Raw genomic sequence first — 17,589 nt, 5'->3', positions numbered from 1 at the left:
ACGACTCGCACACAACTTCCCAAACCACTTGGAGGCTCTCATGAAGAAGGCACTGCTCTTCTCCGTCATGGCACTGGCTCTCACGGCCCAGGCAGCGGACGTGAAGTTCGACGGCCAGGTCCGCTACCGGATGGACAACACCAACGGCACCTTCAACAGCGACGTGGACAGCTACAACGTCAGCAAGCTGCGCACGCGGCTGGCGGCCAGCGTGTCACCCCAGGACGGCTTGAACATCTACATCCAGGCCCAGGACAGCCGCACCATCGGCGACCCGGCCACGGGCGTCAGCGCCAGCACGGCGGACGACGAGGGTCTGGGCGTGCACCAGGCCTACTTCACCTGGAACTGCCAGGCTCTGAGCGGGCTGACCATCCTGGCCGGCCGCTTCGAGTATTCCAAGGCCGATGAGCGCTTCTTCGGCAAGAGCGACTGGAACAACGTGGGTTTGGCGCATGAAGGCTGGGCCCTGTTCTATCAGACCCCCATCGGCGTGGTGGACGTGTTCGGCGTGAAGGCGGCGGAGAACATGGCGTCCAAGCAGGACGTCACCAACTTCGGCATCTACTTCAACAACATCCTCGACAAGCGCATCGACCTGATCTTCAACAACCTGAACTTCGGCGAGGTGGACACGGACGCCGATGGCGAGCTGGACGCCAAGAACAGCTTCAACACCATCGCCCTGCACTACGACAACGTCTACATGGACAAGCTCGGCGTGAACTTCAATTTCGCCACCCAGATGGGCGCGGACGAAGTGGCCGACGTGGACTACACGGGCATGATGTACGGCCTGGACGTGAACTACGACCTGGGTCTGGGCTTCCTCAACAAGGTGGGCTTCGGCTACGAGTCCACCAGCGCCGACGACCCCGACACGGGTGACTACGGCTGGCAGGAGCTGTTCGCCACCGGGCACAAGTTCTGGGGCCTCCAGGACCTCGTGACGCCGGGCGCCGCGGGTCTCAACGACATCCAGCTGAACTTCGCCGGCGACCTGCCCCTGGGTATCGGCTACAAGCTGGACTACCACATGTTCAGCTACATCGAGGACACGGGCTTCGAGGGCAACACGGACCTGGGCAGCGAACTGGACCTGAGCCTGATGAAGAAGATGGACAACTTCGGCGTCAACCTGGGCTACAGCATGTTCACGCCCACGGACAACATTGCCCCGGCTGGCGATCCCCAGAGCGCGATGTACCTGCAGTTCACCGCGGGCTTCTAGTCCTTCGGACATCCGCAGCACACGACGGGCCCCGCGCGGGGCCCGTTTTCCGTTCCGGCCGGCCACGTGTGACACGGACCGGCAAGCGGAAGGGGTCCGCGGGGACCCCTTCCTGTGAGACAAGCTTGCAGAGGGAGCGGGGCCTAGAGACCCATTCCCAGCACCAGGCTGAAGGTGAACCCGCCAACGGCCACGTCCGTGCCGCTGAAGTCCGCCGTGGCGCTCGAATAGCGCAGGTCCAGCCCGACGTTGAACTTCTCGTTGATCGGATACTGGGCGCCGCCGTTGGCGAAGAAGCCCAGGGCACCGGCGTTGTCGTCGAAGGAGTTGATCTCAACCTTGCCGCTGATGAAGGCGAGGCCGGCCCCGACGTAGGGCTTGATCTTCTCCATCTCGAAGAACTTGCGCACGCCCACGCCGATCTCCATGGTGCTGCCCTTGAGATCGCCATCGGAGCCGCTGGACATCAGCAGATCGGCGGCCAGGTTCACGGGCCAGCCCATGTCCTTGTCGAAATGCAGGCCGTAGAGCAGCTGGGAGGAGATGTCCAGCGAACCCATTTCCCAATCGTCCGTGCTCAGCCCCTTCTGGCCAAGCTGGAACCCCAGATTCATGCCTTCCGCGTGGGCCATGCCGGCCATCAGGCACAACACGCTCAAACCGATGATGCTACGCTTCATGGTGCCTCCTTGTGAGCGATGGACGCCGATTGTCAGCGTCTCAACAACCTCAAGGTAGACAAGCCCGGCTCTCGCGTCAATGGGTGCCTCCGGATGAATGAACCATCAGCCGAACCCCCGCGCCCCGCGCCGCCGCCGCCCGTCCACCCAAGCAAAAGGGCCCGGCGGGCCCTTTTGAAGAGGAGTTGGCGCGGAGGCTACCAGGCGAATCCCAGCACCACGTTGAACGAGGTCCCGCCGCAGGCCACCTTGTAGTCATCGAAGTTATCGTCGTCGGGCTTCATGGTGGGCTTGGCCGAGCTGTTGCGCAGGTCAAGGCCCAGCACCACGGGTCCCAGCGGCACCAGCACGCCGGCGTCGAAGGCGAAGCCGATGGTGCTGCCCGTCCAGCTATACTTGTCGGAGCCGTCGTCCAGCTCTTGGCTGGCGCCCATCAGCCCCAGCCCGGCGCCCACGTAGGGCAGCAGCTTGCCGCCGGCCACGGGGATGGTGTAGCGCAGCCCGGCGGTGAGTTCATAGGTGACGGCGGTGACGTCGAATTCGTAATCGAACCAGCCGTCCGAGACCACGATGGTGCCGCTCTTGGCGCTGGCCAGGAAATCCAGCGCCAGACTGACAGGCAGCCCGCCCAGGGGCGTGTCGAAGTGCACGCCGAACTGACCCTGTTTCTCCACGGGCTCCCAGTCACTCTTCTTGAGGGACTTGCTGCCGAACTGGACGGCCAGGGTGCGCTTCGGCTCGCCGGGCGCGGCGGTCGGCTGGGCCTTGAGCTTGGCCGGGGCCGGTTCCGGCTTCTTCTCGGCCGGCACGACCGGGCTGGCCTTGACCGGCTCAGCGGGCGCGGCGGGCTGGGTCTGAGCCGGCTGGGCCTGAACCGGCTGGGCCTGAGCCGCCGCCGCGGGCGGGACGGCGGGCTGCGCGGCCTGCAGGCGCTTCTGCTCAGCCTCGATGGCCTTCATCATCTGGGTGTCGTCCAGCTTGATTGAGACCTTGTAGTAGATGGTGCGGCCATCGACACGCTGCTCCAGGACCTTCTTCTGCTTGACCAGCGCCGCGGCCAGCGTGCTCACCAGATCGTCCTTGAGCTGGTAGTTCTCGATGTTGGTCGTGCTGGAGACGAAGACCGCGCACTGCTCGATGGCCGCCCGGATGGCCAGGTTCTCGCAGCGCTGCTTGGCGCTCATGATGCTCTCGGCGTCGCCGTAGGTGTATTCGTACTCGCCCGTGCTCTCGCACATCTCCGCCAGCGCGGGGCGCGCCGCGGCCGCCGTCAACAAGGCGAGGACCAACCAGGCCGTGGGTTTCATGCGTACTCCAGTCAGTTGCTCGGTTCAGGTCAATCTTCCGTGTGTGACAAGCCGGCCGGAGCGCCCCCCAGTGGAATCACGCCCCGGGCCGGAAACAAGTTCACGAATTCCGGCTGTTCGCGCACCCCGCCCGGTGCAGGATCCGCAGCGGCCGGCGGCGGGAAATCAGGGTGCCCGCTCTCAGAGCGCCCGCTCCAGATAGACCACCCCCGGCAGGGGATTGGCGTAGTAGGCCGGCACCGGCCGGAAGCCCAGTTGCTGGTAGAGGGTCAGCGCCGCGGCCAGCCGATCCAGCGTGTCCAGCCGCATGCGCGCGTAGCCCTGGCCGCGCGCCCGCTCCAGCAGGTCGTCGCAGAGCCGCCGGCCCAGCCCCAGGCCGCGCGCGGAGGGCCGGACATAGAGGCGCTTCATCTCGCAGATCCCCGCTCCCAGGTCCTTGAAGGCCCCGCAGCCCACGGGGTCGCCGTCCACCCGGGCCAGCAGGACCAGGCCGGCGGGCCGGGCGTAGACGCCGGGCAGGGCGGCCAGCTCGGCCTCGAAACCCTGGAAGCAGAGGTCTGCCTCCAGCCCGCGCTCGTACTCGCGGAACAGGCCGCGCACCGTCTCCAACTCGGCCGGGAACTCGGCGGGTGCGATGGTGATCATGGTCGTCTCCAACTGCGCTGTGGGATCCCCCGGTCAAGCCGGGGGATGACGGTCCTGGTCATTCCTCGAGCTTGCGATAGAGGCTGGAAAGGCTGATCTCCAGCCGCTGGGCGGCCAGGTTCTTGTCGCCGCCGGCCAGTTCCACCTGGCGCTGGATGTGCCGGCGCTCGAAGACGTGGACGGCCTCCTTCAAGGCCTCGGGCAGGCCCTCCTCCTCGCTGCGCGCCACCAGCTGGCTGCTCAGGTGCTCGGGCAGGAGGATCTCGCCGTCGCAGAAGATCATCGCGCGCTCCACGGCGTTCTCCAGCTCGCGCACGTTGCCGCGCCAGCGGTGCCGGCGGAAGAGCCGCAGCACTTCGGGGCTGGCCGCGCGCACGGGCTTTTTCATCTCGCGCGCGTGCTTCTGGATGAAGTGCTCCACCAGGGGTGGGATGTCCTCCTCGCGCTCGGCCAGCGCCGGCAGGCGGATCTCCACCACGTTGAGCCGGTAGTAGAGGTCCTGGCGGAACAGCCCGGCCTCCACCATCTCCTCCAGGTTGCGGTTGGTGGCGGCGATCAGGCGCAGGTCCACGGGCTGGGGGTCCACCGAGCCCACGGGCTGGACTTCGCGCTCCTCGATGGCGCGCAGCAGTTTGGCCTGCAGGTGCAGGGGCACTTCGCTGATCTCGTCCAGGAAGAGCGTGCCGCCCCCGGCGGCGGTCATCAGCCCCTCCTTGTTGCGGATGGCCCCGGTGAACGAGCCTTTGCGGTGCCCGAAGAGCTCGGACTCCAGCAGGGTCTCGGGCACGGCCGCCAGGTTGATGGCCACGAAGCGCCCCTCGCAGCGCGGGCTGCGGCTGTGGATGGCCCGGGCCACCAGCTCCTTGCCCGTCCCGCTGGGTCCCAGCACCAGCACGGTGCCGTCGGAGGCGGCCACCGTGTCGATGGTGCGCAGCACCTCCTGCATCTGCGGGCTGCGGGCCACGATGTCGCGCGAGGGCTCGCGCAGGTGGAGCTGGCGCTTGAGAAGCTGGTTCTCGCGCTGCATGTCGCGCAGTTCGGCCAGCCGCAGGACGCGCAGGGCCAGCTCCTCGTATTCGACGGGCTTGAGCAGGTAGTCCACGGCGCCGCGGCGCAGGGCCTCCACGGCGTTCTCCACGCTGGCGTAGGCCGTCAGCATGATCACCAAGGTGCCCGGGTGGTCGGACTGCACGCGGTCCAGCAGCTCCAGGCCGTCCATGCCCGCCATGCGCAGGTCGGTGAGCACCAGATCGGCCTCCTCCTCATCCAGCTGGGCCAGCGCCCGGCGGCCGTCCTCCGCCGCCCGCACCCGGTGCCCGCGCTCGCGCAGGAAGGCCCGCAGGTCCTCGCGCAGGATCGGCTCGTCCTCAACGACCAGGATGTTCAGCTTCATTGGGAATCCTTATGCGCACCGTGACCCGGGTGCCCTGACCCGGTCGGCTCTCCAGTTGCAGGTCGCCGGCCAGGGATTCGAGGATGCCCTGGCAGATCCAGAGCCCCAGTCCCGTGCCCCGGCCGGGCTCCTTGGTGGTGAAGAAGGGATCGAGGACGCGCGCCAGGTCGGCGGCCGGGATGCCGCAGCCGTTGTCCTCCACCGTGAACACGGCGAAGTCGCCGGCCCGGCCGCTGTGCACGCGCACGGAGCGCCAGCTACCGCCCTCCGTGGCGTCGATGGCGTTGTGGAACAGGTTGAGGAAGACCTGCTGCACCTGGTGGGCCGTCACGGGCACGGCGGGCAGCCGGTCGTCCAGCTCCAGGGTCAGGTCCACGCCCCGGGCCCGGGGCTCGAAGCGCATCAGGCGGGCCGTGCCGCGCACCAGTTCGTTCAGGTCCGTGGGGCGCCGGCGCTCGGTGGAGGGCCGCGAGTATTCCACCAACTGGCGGATGATCGCGTTGATCCTCCCCACCTGCTCCTTGACCAGCAGCAGGCGCTCGCGGGCCGTCTCGTCCTCCGTGCGCAAGAGCAGGGTCTGGACGATGCTCGAGATGCCCGCCAGCGGGTTGCCCACCTCGTGGGCGATGCCCGCGGCCATCTTGCCCAGCTGGGAGAGGCGCTCGCTGTGCTCGAGGACCGCCCGCAACCGCTCGGTCTCGCCGGACTCGCCGTCGGGCCCGCGGGTGGCCAGCAGCAGGCAGGCCACCGCGCACAGCAGCTCCGGATCCGGCGCCAGTGGTGGTTCGCTCCAGCCCACCTGCAGGACGTGCTCGGGATCGGGGCCGGACTCCAGCGGCAGTAGCAGCCACTCGCGCCCCCCCTGGGAGCGTCCGTGGACCTGGCCGTCCGCACACTCCAACGGCGCCTCCGTCCCCGGCGGCGGCTCCGGCAGCGCGGGCAGGGGCTGCCAGCCGGCCTCGCCGCGGCACCAGAACCAGCCGACCTCGGCGCCGCACAATTCCAGCAGCGCCTCCAGACCCTCCCGCAGGGTGAAACAGCCGCCGCCGGCGCCGCAGAGCGTCAGCAGGAAGCTGCGCAGCCGCGCTTCGGAGGGGGCGGGGATCGGGGTCCGTGGGTCCACTCGGGGGCTCCGGCTTGCACGTTGGGACGGGGTCGCCCGCCAATGTACAACAGCGGCGGAGCGGGCCCGCCACCGCCGACGGGACCCCGTCAACGAGACAATTGCTTGACAAGATGGGACGCCGCTCCTCCTAGCTTCTCCCATCCTCAGAAAGGGATCTCATGAAACACTTGTCCTTCGTGGCACGGCACCTCTGGCCGGCCCTGCTTCTGTTGTGGCTCGCGGCGACTCCGGCCCCGGCCCCGGCCGCGGACCTCTCCAGCGACTCCTTCGCCCGGCTGGTGGTGCTGGAAGGCGGCCGCCACAAACCGATGGACTCCTACGCCTGGGAGAGCATCCGCAGCATCTACGGCAAATCCCACGTGAAGGATGCCGACGGCAAGCGCTGGAACTCCATCGACCTGGTGCTGGACATCGCCGCACGGCCCGAGCACTGGCGCACGCAGAAACTGGTGCGCATCGACTTCTTCGGGCTGAAGGAGAAGCTGGGCTTCCAGAAGGGCGACAAGTACTTCAGCTTCGACGAGATCGTCAGCAACCAGGCCCTGGGGCCGCTCATCGACGAGGCCCGCCGCCTGAACGGCGACGCCTCCACCTCCACCAAGCTCTCCACCGAGACCCAGGACCTCTACAACCGCCTGGTGGTGCTGGACGAGCTGCTCTCCGGCGCGGGCTTCCGCTTCATCCCCGATCCCCGCGACCGCCAGGCCCCCTGGTTGAACCCGATGGAGACCGGCCCCGACCCGGCCCAGAACTGGCAGCGCCTGCTGGCTGGCTGGTCCGCCGGGGACGCCTTCAACTTCAGCGAGGGTCTGACCCAGCTGCAGTCGGTGGTGAAGCAGACGGCGGGGCCGGACTATCCCAGCGAGACAGCCATCAGCCGGGAGATCCGCTACAACCGCCTCCAGCCCTTCCACAAGGCCTGGAACCTCTACATGCTGCTGGCCCTGACCACGCTGCTGGCGGCCTCGCTCAGCAGCTTCCAGGTCAAGGACACGCTCAAGCGCGGACTGGGCTGGCTGAACACGGGCCTGCTGCTGGTGGCCCTGGCCTTCCACACCACGGGCCTCTACTACATCACGATCCTGACGGGCCGCGCGCCCATCTCGAACCTCTTCGAGTCGATGGTCTTCATCATCTGGGCCATGATCCTGCTGGCGACCATCTTCCACTTCATCAGCAAGCGCGAGAACTACCTGGCCATGACGGCCGGCGTGCTGGGCACGGTGGCCATGGCCTACGCGCTGGATTCCACCATCGACATCAGCATCAACCCGCTGGTGCCCGTGCTCAAGAGCTACTGGCTGAACATCCACGTCACGGTGATCACCTTCAGCTACGGCGCCTTCGCCGTGGCCGCCGGACTGGGGCACGCCTACCTCTGGAAGTTCCGTTCCAACCCGCGGGATGTCCAGACCCTCAACAAGATCGACAAGCTCTCCTACCGCGTGCTGGGCGTGGGCGTGGTGACCCTCACCGCGGGCATCATCCTGGGCGCCGTCTGGGCCAACGAGAGCTGGGGTCGCTACTGGGGCTGGGATCCCAAGGAGACCTGGAGCCTGATCACCCTGCTCTTCTACGTGGCCCTGATCCACGGCCGGATGAACGGCTGGATCAACAAACGCAACACGGCGGTGGTGAACATCGCGGGTCTGGTGGTGGTGTTGATGACCTACTTCGGCGTCAACTATTACCTGACCGGCCTGCACAGCTACGCCACGGGCAATCCGGAGCCCATTCCCCTGAAGCTGCTGGTCTATCTGGCGCTGGAAGTGCTCTTCGTGATCTGGTGCGTGCTGGGCGGCCGCAGCAAGGAGAAGCACGACAGTCGGCCGGCCCAGGCGTAGCAGCCAGCCGGGGGCTCAATTCCTACCTTGTGACATGAGTGGATGCAATCCCCAAGCGGCGGGCCTCCCCACGGAGCCCGCCGCCTTGTTGCTGGACCTGGGCGGCGTGCTGGTGGGATTGGAGCCGGAGCGCTTCCTGGCCCACTGGTCCCGGCTGGGCGTGCCCGCCGCACGCGTGGAGCGCTTCCTGGCAGGGTCCTGCAACAGCGACTGGAATCTGGGCCGGATCCCCGTCGAGGACTTCCCGCGCCTGCTGCGCCGGGAGCTGCAGGTGATCGGCTGGCCGGCGGAGCGCTTGCGCGAGGCCTGGAACTCGCTGATCGGCGACCCCCTGCCGGAGCTGGTGGAGCTGGCCCGGGCGGCGGCCGCCGCGGAGCTGCGGGTGGGCCTGTTGTCCAACACGGATCCCTGGCACTGGGCCACGGCCTACTTCCGTTTGGGCTTCCGGGACTTCGACCCGCTGGGCCTGTCCTACGAACTGGCGGCCCTGAAGCCCGCGCCCGCCGCTTTCCGGCACTTTCTGGCGGCCGGGGACCCGGGCCTGCCGCGGCTGGAGCCCGCGCGGACCTTGTTCGTGGATGACCGCGAGGAAAACCTGCGCGCCGCGGCGGAACTGGGCTATCAGACCTGGCTCCATCCCAGTGGCCTCAACGACGCCTCCGCACTCCGTCAGCGCCTGGGGCTAGGCCAGCCGGAAGCGGGCATCGTCCTCGAGCTGTGATGGGCCCTTTGCTGGGCCCACGTCGCATGATTTTGAGATGCAGCGAAGGACATGGGTTGCTTGAGGTGAAGGCCGAAGGCCTGAACCAGAACCAGGTGGTGACGCCGTCAGGCGGAACCAACTACATGGTTGCAGGAAGGATGAGATCCGGCCAGCGGAAGGCCACCGCGAGGTGGCCTGACTCTGGCCGTTGAGAAGAGAGGCCCTTTCTTTGGGCGTCTTTCTTTGGGCCAACAAAGAAAGACGCGAAAACAAGGCGCCCCTTACAGCAGGAGAACAGGAGATCGTGATGCGACGCTATGTGATCCTGGGTGTCTTGGGGGCCTTGGCCCCCGCGGCCTTTGGGCTGCTGCCCGCCCTGCCGAACAACGCCTCCCTGCACCGGCTGGACAACGGGCTTGAGGTGCTGCTGCTGCAGATTCCCGACGCCCCGATGGTGGGCATGAACGTCCAGGTCAAGACGGGCAGCGCGCGGGAGAGCTTCCGCACCAGCGGCATGTCCCACATGCTCGAGCACCTGCTGTTCAACGGCACCACCCAGCTGGACCAGGCCGCCTTCTACGCCGCCACGGACCGCATCGGCGCCTACAACAACGCCAACACCAACCGCCACTTCACCAACTATATGATGCTCGTGCCCACGGCCGAATTGGCCACGGGCATGAACCTGCAGAGCCAGATGCTCTTCAGCAGCACCCTGCCGCCCGAGAAGTTCCAGAAGGAGCGGGGCATCGTGCTGGAGGAGCTGGCTCAGGACGCCGATTCGCCCGAGGGCCGCGACGAAGCCCTCTGGGAGGACTTCCTCTTCGCGGGCAGCTGCTTCGCCCTGCCCACGCTGGGCACGCCCGCCACCATCCGGCACCTGGAGCGCGACCGGGTCTGGGACTACTACCGCTCCTGGTATGTGCCCAACAACATGCTGCTCTCCGTGGTGGGCGGCTTCGATCCCGCCACCGTGCTGGACGAGGTGGAACGCTGGTACGGGCAGGCCGCCCCGGGCGAACTCCCCGTCCAGGAGTTGAAGCCGTTGCAGTGGCAGCCGGGCGCCCTGCGCCTGCGCCACAGCGCACGCGCCACCCGCAGCCTGCGGCTGGCCTGGCCCGCCCCGGACCAGGGCGATCCCGACCAGCTGGCCGCCGGGCTGCTGGCCTGGGCCGCCGGCGACCCGCGGGACGGCGTGCTCTCGGCGCTGCTGTTCTCCGAGGGTCTGCCGCCGCTGGAGGGGCTCAGCCTGACCCACTACGACGACCTGGGCTTCGGGCGCTTCGAATTGAGCGCCGACTTGCCCGCCGGCCTGGACGCCGAAGAGGCCATCGCCGGCCTGACCCGCGCCCTGGTCCGCCTCAAGGACTATCCCTTCCCCGCGGAGACCATCGCCCTGCGCCTGCTGGACGAGCGGGCCAGCCTGGCCCAGCTGATGGAGAAGCCGCACTACTTCGGCCTGATGCAGGCCGCCTCCTTCGTCCAGCAGGGCTTCGAACCCGTGCTGACGCGGGGTGCGCGCCTGGCGGCGCTGAGCCCCGCGGATCTGCAGGCTTGCGCCGCGCGCTGGCTGGATGGGCGGCCGCCCATGGCCCTGGTGCTCGAGCCGGTTGGGGAACAGGGGACCGCCACGCAGAGCGTGGCGGACCGCCTCCGCCAACCCGCCGCCCTGGACACTCCCGCCCTGCTGCTGGAGGGCGGCCGGCCGGGCGAGATCTTCGCCCTGCAGGTGGTGGTGCGCGGCCGCGCCGTCTGGGAAGGGGAGTCCGCCGCCGGCGGGCTCAACCTGATCCACCGCCTGCTGCCGGAAGGCGCCGCGGGCCAGTCCGCCGCCGAGCTGTCGGCGCGCCTGCGCCGGGTGGGCGGCAAGCTCACTCTCGCGGACAATCCGGCCATTCCCTACGACGACCACTACACCAGCCCGTCCCACACCTTCCTGCGGCTGGAGTGCCTGGCCGAGCACTGGCAGTCCGCCTGCAGCCTGGCCGTGGATCTGCTGCTGAAGCCCGACTTCCCCGCCGAGGCCTTCGAGCGCGAACGCGCCGATTTGCTGGAGCGCCTGGACAATCAGGACGGCAGTGCCCGGGCGCGCAGCCGTCAGCTGCTGGACAGCCTGCTGCTGGCCGGCCTGCCCGCCGCCCTGCCGCCCGAGGGCCGGGCCGGAGCCGTGGCGGCCCTCACGCTGGAGGATCTGCGTCACCTGCACGCGCTGGCCTTCCGGCCCGAGAACCTGATCCTGGCCGTGGTGGGTCCGCCGCCCGCCGCCCACGTGGCCGAGTGCCTGACCGGCCTCTTGGCGCCCTTCTCCTCCGCGCCCGCGCCGGCGGACCTGGACTGGCTGCGAGCCCACAGCCCCTGGCTGGCGCCCGCGGCCGGCGAGCGGCCCCTGGTCCCCGGCCGCCGCGTGCCCGAACCCGTCCGCCAACCCGTGAGCTTGACGGAGACCCTGGGCGGCGAGATGAGCGCCCTGCGGCTGGGCACGCGCGTGGTGGTGGATCCCGCCGACCAGCCCGCCCTGCGCTTGCTCTTCGCCGTGCTCTCCGACCGCATCTCCTTCGACCTGCGCGAAGAGCGCGGCTGGGCCTACTCCATCGGCTGCTGGGCCGGCGGATCCGGCGAGCGCGCCACCCTGGAGGCCTACATGGGCACGCGGCCCGAGAATCTGGAACCGGCGCTCAAGGCCCTGCGCGAGTACCTCGCGGGCCAGGGCAAGCCCATCACCCAGACGGAGCTGGACAAGGTGCGGGGCGGGATGCTGGGTCGCGAACTGATGCGCGGCCTGGCCAGCATCAACCAGGCCTGGCAGCTGGCCACGGGCGAGCTGGCCGGCCAGGCCGACCAGGCACGCCAGGAGGAGGAGGCCCTGCGACGGGTCACGCCCGCCGATCTGGCCCGCCTCTCCCAGACCTACCTGCGGAACACTCCCTGGATCACGGTCCAGGTGCAATAGGAGGGATCGTCATGCCCGCTCTGCGTCGCCCGGCCGGATTCGTCCTGCCCCTGTTGGCCCTGGGCCTGTTCACGTCCTGCGGTGGCCGCTTCCTCTGCAAGATGCCCGACACCGCCGACAGCGTGCCCTTCCGCCTGTTGCACCACGCGCTGGCCCTGCGCCTGGAGCCGGCCAGCCATGAAGTCTGGCTGACGGATTCCCTGCGCTATTCCGGCACGCTGACCCGCTTCGAGCTGAACGCCGGACTAAGCCTGACCCGGCTCAGCGTGGGCGGCCACAAGGTTCCCCTCAAGCGGCTGGTGGTCAAACCCTCCGACGACGGCAAGCGCACGGTCTACCTGCTGGCCTGCCGTCTGCGCGAGCCCGGATTGATCGTCATCGAGGCCCGGGGCGCGCTCTGGCAGGATCCCGCCCAGGTCCGCTTCGGCCACGAAAACGTGGGCAACGAGCTGAGCGCCAGCGTGGGCGTCGAAGGAGCCTGGTTCGCGCCGGAATCCGCCCTGCTGCCCGTGACCGAATCCAGCGGGCTGGTGCCCCACCGCCTGCACGCCGACCTGCCCGCGGACTGGTCGCTGGTCACCGACGGACGGCTGGTGCGTGACGAAGTGGTGGCCGGCCGCCACCACATGAGCTGGGACGAAACCCTGCCCGGCGGCCCGCTCTCCATCGCTGCCGGACCCTACGACATCCGCCGGGAAGACGTGGACGGCGTGGAGGTTTCCAGCTGGTTCTTCCGCCGCGATCCCGCCGCCGGCCCCTTCGAGGGCATCTCCGGTCCCGTGGACGATCAACAGGTGCGGGACACCCTGCACCGCATGAGCGCCTACTATCTCAAGATGTATCACGAGCTGCTGGGCCCCTATCCCTACAGCAAGTTCGCCGTGGTGGAGAGCTTCTTCCCCTCGGGCTACGGCATGCCAGGCTGGACCCTGCTGGGCTCCCAGGTCATCCGCATGCCCTACATCCCCTACACCAGCCTGGGCCACGAGCTGCTGCACAATTATTGGGGCAACGGCGTCTACGTGGACGGGACGCGCGGCAACTGGTGCGAAGGCCTGACCGTCTACGACGCCGACTATCGCTACAAGCGGCTGGAGAGCCCGGAGGCCGGGCGCGACTACCGCAAGGGCGTGCTGAAGGACTACCGCAGCTACGTGGACTCCAGCGGCGACCTGCCCCTGCGCGAGTTCCAGAACCGCCACGACGGCGCCACCCGGGCCATCGGCTACGGCAAGTCCATGCTGGTGTATCACATGCTGGAAGGCCTGCTGGGTCGCGAGGCCTTCGACCGCGTGCGGCGCACCTTCTATCAGACGTGGACCGGTCGCGAGGCCTCCTGGGACGACTTCCTGGCGCTCTGCGAGAGCGAGGGCCAGCTGGATCTGGGCGCCTTCTCCAGCCAGTGGCTGGACCGCCCCGGCGCGCCGGCCCTGCGGCTGGAGGAGGTCGACTGGGAAGGCGGCCGCCTGCGCGGCCGGCTGCTCCAGGTGCAGACCGGACCGGCCTACCAGCTGGAAGTGCCCGTGCGGATCGAGTGCCACGACGGCAGCATCCTCACTGAGCGCGTGTTGATGGACGGCGCCGAACTGGAGCTGGACGTGGCCTGCCCGCAGCCGCGCCGCGTGCAGGTGGATCCGGACTACGACCTCTTCCGCCTGCTGGACGGACACGAGATGGAGCCTGTGATCAGCGTGGTGCTGGCCGAGGACTCGCCGCTGTTCACGGCCCCGCGCGCCTGGCTGGAAGACGGCGAGCGGCGAGCCGCGCTGGAGAGTTTCGCCCAGGCCCTGTGTGAAGTGGAGCAGCCGGAGTGGGTGGCCGCGGAGGATTTCCAGCCCGCCGTGCTGGCCACGCGCAGCGTGATCGCCCTCAATCTGCCCGCGCTGCCCGGTGGCCTGGAATTCCTGGACCTGAGGCTGTCAGCCGACCGCTGGGAGATCGCCGGCGAACAGGGCGCGCGCGCCGAGCGCAGTCTGGTGCTGGCCGCCAAATCCGCGCAGAACGACCGCAAGGGCGCCCTCCTGGTCTGGGTGCCCGGCCCGGAGGCCCTGCCCGCCCTGGCGCGCAAGGTGCCCCACTACGGCAAGTACAGCTACCTGGCCTTCGACCCGGCCGGCACCAACGTGCTGAAGGGCAATCTGACTCCCCGGGGCAACCCGCTGGAGCGCCGCTTCGGCAGCTGGTAAGGGACCGGGCGGCTCCCGGGAGGGACCGCATGCGCCGCATCCTGTTCGGACTCTGGCTGGGGGCTACGCTGCCCGCGGCCGCCACCACCATCCAAGAGATTCAGCAGACCGCGCTTCCCGGTCCCCAGGGCACCTGGCCCTCGCCCCTGGCGGGCCAGGCGGTCACCGTGGAGGGCGTGGTCTGCGCCACGGGCTATTACAGCACGCGCTGGTTCCTGGCGGATCCCGCGGGCGGCCCCTGGAGCGGCCTGCTGATCTGGAACCCGGCGGGCGCGCTGCAGCCCGGGGACTGGGTGCGCGTGAGCGGCACCGTGACCGAGTACTACGGCCACACTGAGCTCGCCCCCGTCAGCAGTGTGCAGGTGCTGGCCAGCGGCACGCCGCTGCCACCGGCCGCGCCCGTCACCTGCGCCGATCTGGCGGACGAGGCCTGGGAGGGCGTGCTGACGCGACTGGGACCCGTCAACGTGATCGCCGGCCAGGACACCTACGGCCAGTGGCGCGTCGCTGACGCCACGGGCAGCGTGGAGGTGGACGACGCCTTCTTCGACCTGGGCGCCGCGGGGCTGTCGGTGACGCCGGGCCAGACTTGGGAGAGCCTGACGGGCGTGGCCGACTTCCAGAACAGCGCCCGGGCCCTCAACCCGCGCACGCCGCTGGACCTGCTTTCCGGCCAGGGCGGAGTCACGGTGACCCTGGGCAGCATCCTGCTGCCGCTGGGGGAGGCGGGCGACTGCGCCCTCACCAGCTCCACCCTCTCCGCCGACTGGGGCCTGCTCTCCTTCGAGCTGGAACTGGCCTGGAATCCCGCGCTGGCGGCGCTGGAATCCGCCACGCTGGACGGCACGCTGGCAGCAGGTCGGAGCCTTGTATTGACCCAGATCGCACCTGGCCAAGCCACGCTGGAGACCGGCGCGGGCGCGCCCCTGGCCGGCACCGGCGAGCTGCTGCGTCTGCGCTTCCGCGGCCTGGCGGAAGGTGTCACGCCCCTGGAGCTGCCCGTCTTCACCTTCCGCAGCGACGCGGATCCCCAGCGATTGGCCGGCCAACTGCAGGTCCTGCGCGCCCCGGCCCGGGGCGACACGCTGACTCTGATCCAGCGCCCGTTGCCCACTCTGCCGGCCTTCCTCCTGCCCGGCGATAGCCTGGAAGTCTGGTGCGAGGCGGAGGCCGGCACCCAGGACTGGTGGCTGGGACTGGCCGCGGGCGAGCGCTGGCTGCCCGCCACAGCCCTCCAGGCCGACTGGGTGGCCGAGCGGCGCGGGTGGCGGTTGCGCGCGCAGTTGCCCGAGGCCGGCGAACGGCTCTGGGACCTGGTGGTGGGCGCCGCGGGCCTGCCCGCCGACACGGCGCGCCAGGCGGTGATGAGCCTGCCGGCCTGGGAGGAGTCCTTTTGCTTCGCCCAGGTGACGGACACGCACCTGCCCACCCACTTCTTCTACCCCAGCGAGGAATCGGCCACGGACTCCGGCTCCACGGAGGACTTCCGCGCGGTGCTGGATGACCTGAATCTGATCCATCCGGCCTTCGTGCTGCACACGGGGGATCTGGTCAACGAGGGCGAGCTGGAGGACCTGCTGCTGCGCCGGGTCTACAGCCGGGCCCAGGCCCTGCTGGGGGAATGCCAGGTGCCGCTCTTCCTGACGGCGGGCAACCACGACATCGGCGGCTGGCCCGCCACCCCGGAACCCGCGGGTACGGCCATGCGCACCTGGTGGCGCTTCTTCGGCTGGCGGCAACTGGACGATCCGCCGCCGGGTGCGCCCTGGCGCACCCAGAACACGGCCTTCGACTACGGCCCGCTCCACGTGGCCCTGCTCCAGGCTTGGGACAACTACGACTCGTGGCGGCCGGAGATCTACGGCGAGACCAGCTTCATCCAGGAGCAGCTGGAGTGGCTGCAGTCGGATCTGGCGGCCAGCCCGGCGCCGCACAAGGTCCTGGCCACGCACTTCGACTTCGCCGGCCAGATCCCCGCCGGCCACCAGGGCCTGGAGCTGATCCTGATGGGCCACATCCACTCCAACTCCGGCGAGGGCGGGGCGGCGCCCTGGCGCCTGACCACCGAGGCCTGCACGGACGGAGGCCGGGCCTACCGGATCATCGAGGTGGGGCCGGGGGGATTGACCCCACGCCCCACCCAGTTCGCCGGCGTCGCGGGCGAGCGGTTGCGGACCGAATGGAGTGCGCCCAATGACGGCACGGCGGATAGCTTGTGCGCCACGGTGGTCAACCAGCAGACGCTGGCCTTTCCCCGGGCCCGGCTGGTCTTCCGGCTGGCGCCCGGCCTGCGGGACGTGGACGTCCAGGGTGGACGGCTGTTGCGCATGGAAGCGGAATCCGGCGCCACGCGCGTGGACGTGGAGGTGGATCTGCCCGCCGCCGCCCAGACAACGGTCCAGGTACGCGGGACCCGGCGTCCCGCCGCACCCCAGGGACTGGAGATCGGCCTGTTGCCGGGCCGCATCCGCCTGAGCTGGCTGCCCGTTCCCGGCGCAGCGGGCTACCGTGTGGAGGGCCGCCGACTGCCCGACGGCGTCTGGAGCGACGTGAGCCTGGAAGGGAGCTTCCAGGACGCCAGTTGGGAGCGGTCGACTCTGTCCGGCTCGCGGCTCTTTCGCGTGCTGGCCTTAGCGCCGTGACGCTCTCATGTCCAGTCGGCCTCACAGCGGCGACAGATCCATCGTCCCAAGCCCCGTCGGGGTGAATCTGAGATCCGCCGCCGAGCGTTCCGGGTCCTCCACAACCGGAGGAACCAGCCATGGGACGACCCCTGCGCACCCACGAAGCAGACCTGATCCTGCACGTCACGGCCCACGCCATTCCTGATCGCCTGTGCTTTCCCGACGAGACAGCCCGCATCCTTTTTCTCCAGCACGCCCTCCAGCTCCAGGGCCACGAAGCCTGCCGCCTGCACGCCTACGCCATGATGGACAATCACCTGCACTTGCTGCTGGCGGGGACATCGGATGGAGCGATCTGCCGCTTCCTGCAGCAGGTGCTGGGGCGGCACGTGCAGCTGCTCAACCGAATGCAGGGCCGGCGCGGTCCCTGTTGGCACGGACGCTACTCCTTCATCCCCATCCTGGATGAGTCGCACCTGCTCAACAGCCACTTGTACATCGAGGCCAATCCGTGGCGGGCCAGGCTGGTGGAGCACCCGGCGGAATCAGGTTGGACGAGCTATGGATGCAAAGGGCTGGGGCGCGAGGAAGAGCTGCTCACTCCGCACGAAGTTCTGCGCCACCTGGGAGGAAGCACCGAGGATTGGCACAGCGCCTACGCCCGCCTGATGGACGAGTACATCCGCACGGCCGTCCGCTTCAAACCACCAATCCGCATCCCCGTGTGCGCCGATCCGCTGGCCGGCCTGCACGTTTGCATGGTCAAGGTCGAGTAAGCGCTCTGGCACCGGCCTGGCACTGACCTGGCACCGGCCTGGCACCGACCTGGCACCGGCCTGGCACCGGCCTGGCACCGGCCTGGCACCGACCTGGCACCGACCTGGCACCGGCCTGGCACCG

The 17,589-nt window shown here is 69.1% G+C and carries 12 protein-coding genes; 7 read left to right on the top strand and 5 right to left on the bottom strand.

Going from position 1 to position 17,589, the window contains the following annotated elements; genetic code table 11:
* Window positions 1-40 precede the first annotated feature (40 nt).
* The gene (locus WC326_14555) at window positions 41-1,231 is read left to right on the top strand and encodes an alginate export family protein (protein ID MFA7332288.1); all 1,191 of its coding nucleotides are present in this window, start codon (window positions 41-43) and stop codon (window positions 1,229-1,231) included.
* A 143-nt stretch (window positions 1,232-1,374) separates the two neighbouring features.
* Here the strand turns inward: WC326_14555 and WC326_14550 are convergent, their stop codons facing one another.
* The 5 genes from WC326_14550 to WC326_14530 form a co-directional block, all read right to left on the bottom strand.
* The gene (locus WC326_14550; GenBank protein ID MFA7332287.1) at window positions 1,375-1,911 is read right to left on the bottom strand and encodes an outer membrane beta-barrel protein; all 537 of its coding nucleotides are present in this window, start codon (window positions 1,909-1,911) and stop codon (window positions 1,375-1,377) included.
* A gap of 197 nt (window positions 1,912-2,108) precedes the next feature.
* Complete coding sequence (locus WC326_14545; protein MFA7332286.1) at window positions 2,109-3,218, bottom strand: hypothetical protein; 1,110 nt, start codon at window positions 3,216-3,218, stop codon at window positions 2,109-2,111.
* 180 nt (window positions 3,219-3,398) lie between these two features.
* Window positions 3,399-3,863 carry a GNAT family N-acetyltransferase gene (locus tag WC326_14540; GenBank protein ID MFA7332285.1) on the bottom strand — a complete coding sequence of 155 codons (465 nt, stop codon included), beginning with the start codon at window positions 3,861-3,863 and terminating at the stop codon, window positions 3,399-3,401.
* Between the two features lie 58 nt (window positions 3,864-3,921).
* Window positions 3,922-5,256 carry a sigma-54 dependent transcriptional regulator gene (locus tag WC326_14535; protein ID MFA7332284.1) on the bottom strand — a complete coding sequence of 445 codons (1,335 nt, stop codon included), beginning with the start codon at window positions 5,254-5,256 and terminating at the stop codon, window positions 3,922-3,924.
* Window positions 5,231-6,379 carry an ATP-binding protein gene (locus WC326_14530; GenBank protein MFA7332283.1) on the bottom strand — a complete coding sequence of 383 codons (1,149 nt, stop codon included), beginning with the start codon at window positions 6,377-6,379 and terminating at the stop codon, window positions 5,231-5,233. Before WC326_14530 ends, WC326_14535 begins: the two co-directional genes overlap by 26 nt.
* A 161-nt stretch (window positions 6,380-6,540) precedes the next feature.
* Here WC326_14530 and ccsB point away from each other — a divergent pair, with 161 nt between their 5' ends.
* From ccsB to WC326_14500, 6 genes are all read left to right on the top strand, one after another.
* Complete coding sequence (ccsB, locus tag WC326_14525) at window positions 6,541-8,226, top strand: c-type cytochrome biogenesis protein CcsB (protein ID MFA7332282.1); 1,686 nt, start codon at window positions 6,541-6,543, stop codon at window positions 8,224-8,226.
* A gap of 85 nt (window positions 8,227-8,311) precedes the next feature.
* The gene (locus tag WC326_14520) at window positions 8,312-8,947 is read left to right on the top strand and encodes an HAD family hydrolase (protein ID MFA7332281.1); all 636 of its coding nucleotides are present in this window, start codon (window positions 8,312-8,314) and stop codon (window positions 8,945-8,947) included.
* A 289-nt stretch (window positions 8,948-9,236) separates the two neighbouring features.
* Window positions 9,237-11,879 (top strand): insulinase family protein, encoded by a 2,643-nt coding sequence (locus WC326_14515; protein ID MFA7332280.1) that lies wholly within the window; start codon window positions 9,237-9,239, stop codon window positions 11,877-11,879.
* An 11-nt stretch (window positions 11,880-11,890) separates the two neighbouring features.
* Window positions 11,891-14,065, top strand: a complete 2,175-nt coding sequence (locus WC326_14510) for a hypothetical protein (protein ID MFA7332279.1) — start codon at window positions 11,891-11,893, stop codon at window positions 14,063-14,065.
* 29 nt (window positions 14,066-14,094) lie between these two features.
* A complete protein-coding gene (locus WC326_14505; GenBank protein MFA7332278.1) occupies window positions 14,095-16,707 on the top strand; it encodes a metallophosphoesterase in 2,613 nt (870 codons plus the stop codon).
* A gap of 119 nt (window positions 16,708-16,826) precedes the next feature.
* The gene (locus WC326_14500) at window positions 16,827-17,465 is read left to right on the top strand and encodes a transposase (GenBank protein ID MFA7332277.1); all 639 of its coding nucleotides are present in this window, start codon (window positions 16,827-16,829) and stop codon (window positions 17,463-17,465) included.
* Window positions 17,466-17,589: the final 124 nt, after the last annotated feature.

It is taken from the genome of Candidatus Delongbacteria bacterium (assembly GCA_041675285.1).
In the GTDB taxonomy this organism is placed as follows: domain Bacteria; phylum CAIWAD01; class CAIWAD01; order CAIWAD01; family CAIWAD01; genus CAIWAD01.
This window is presented reverse-complemented; position numbering and strand designations above follow the sequence as displayed.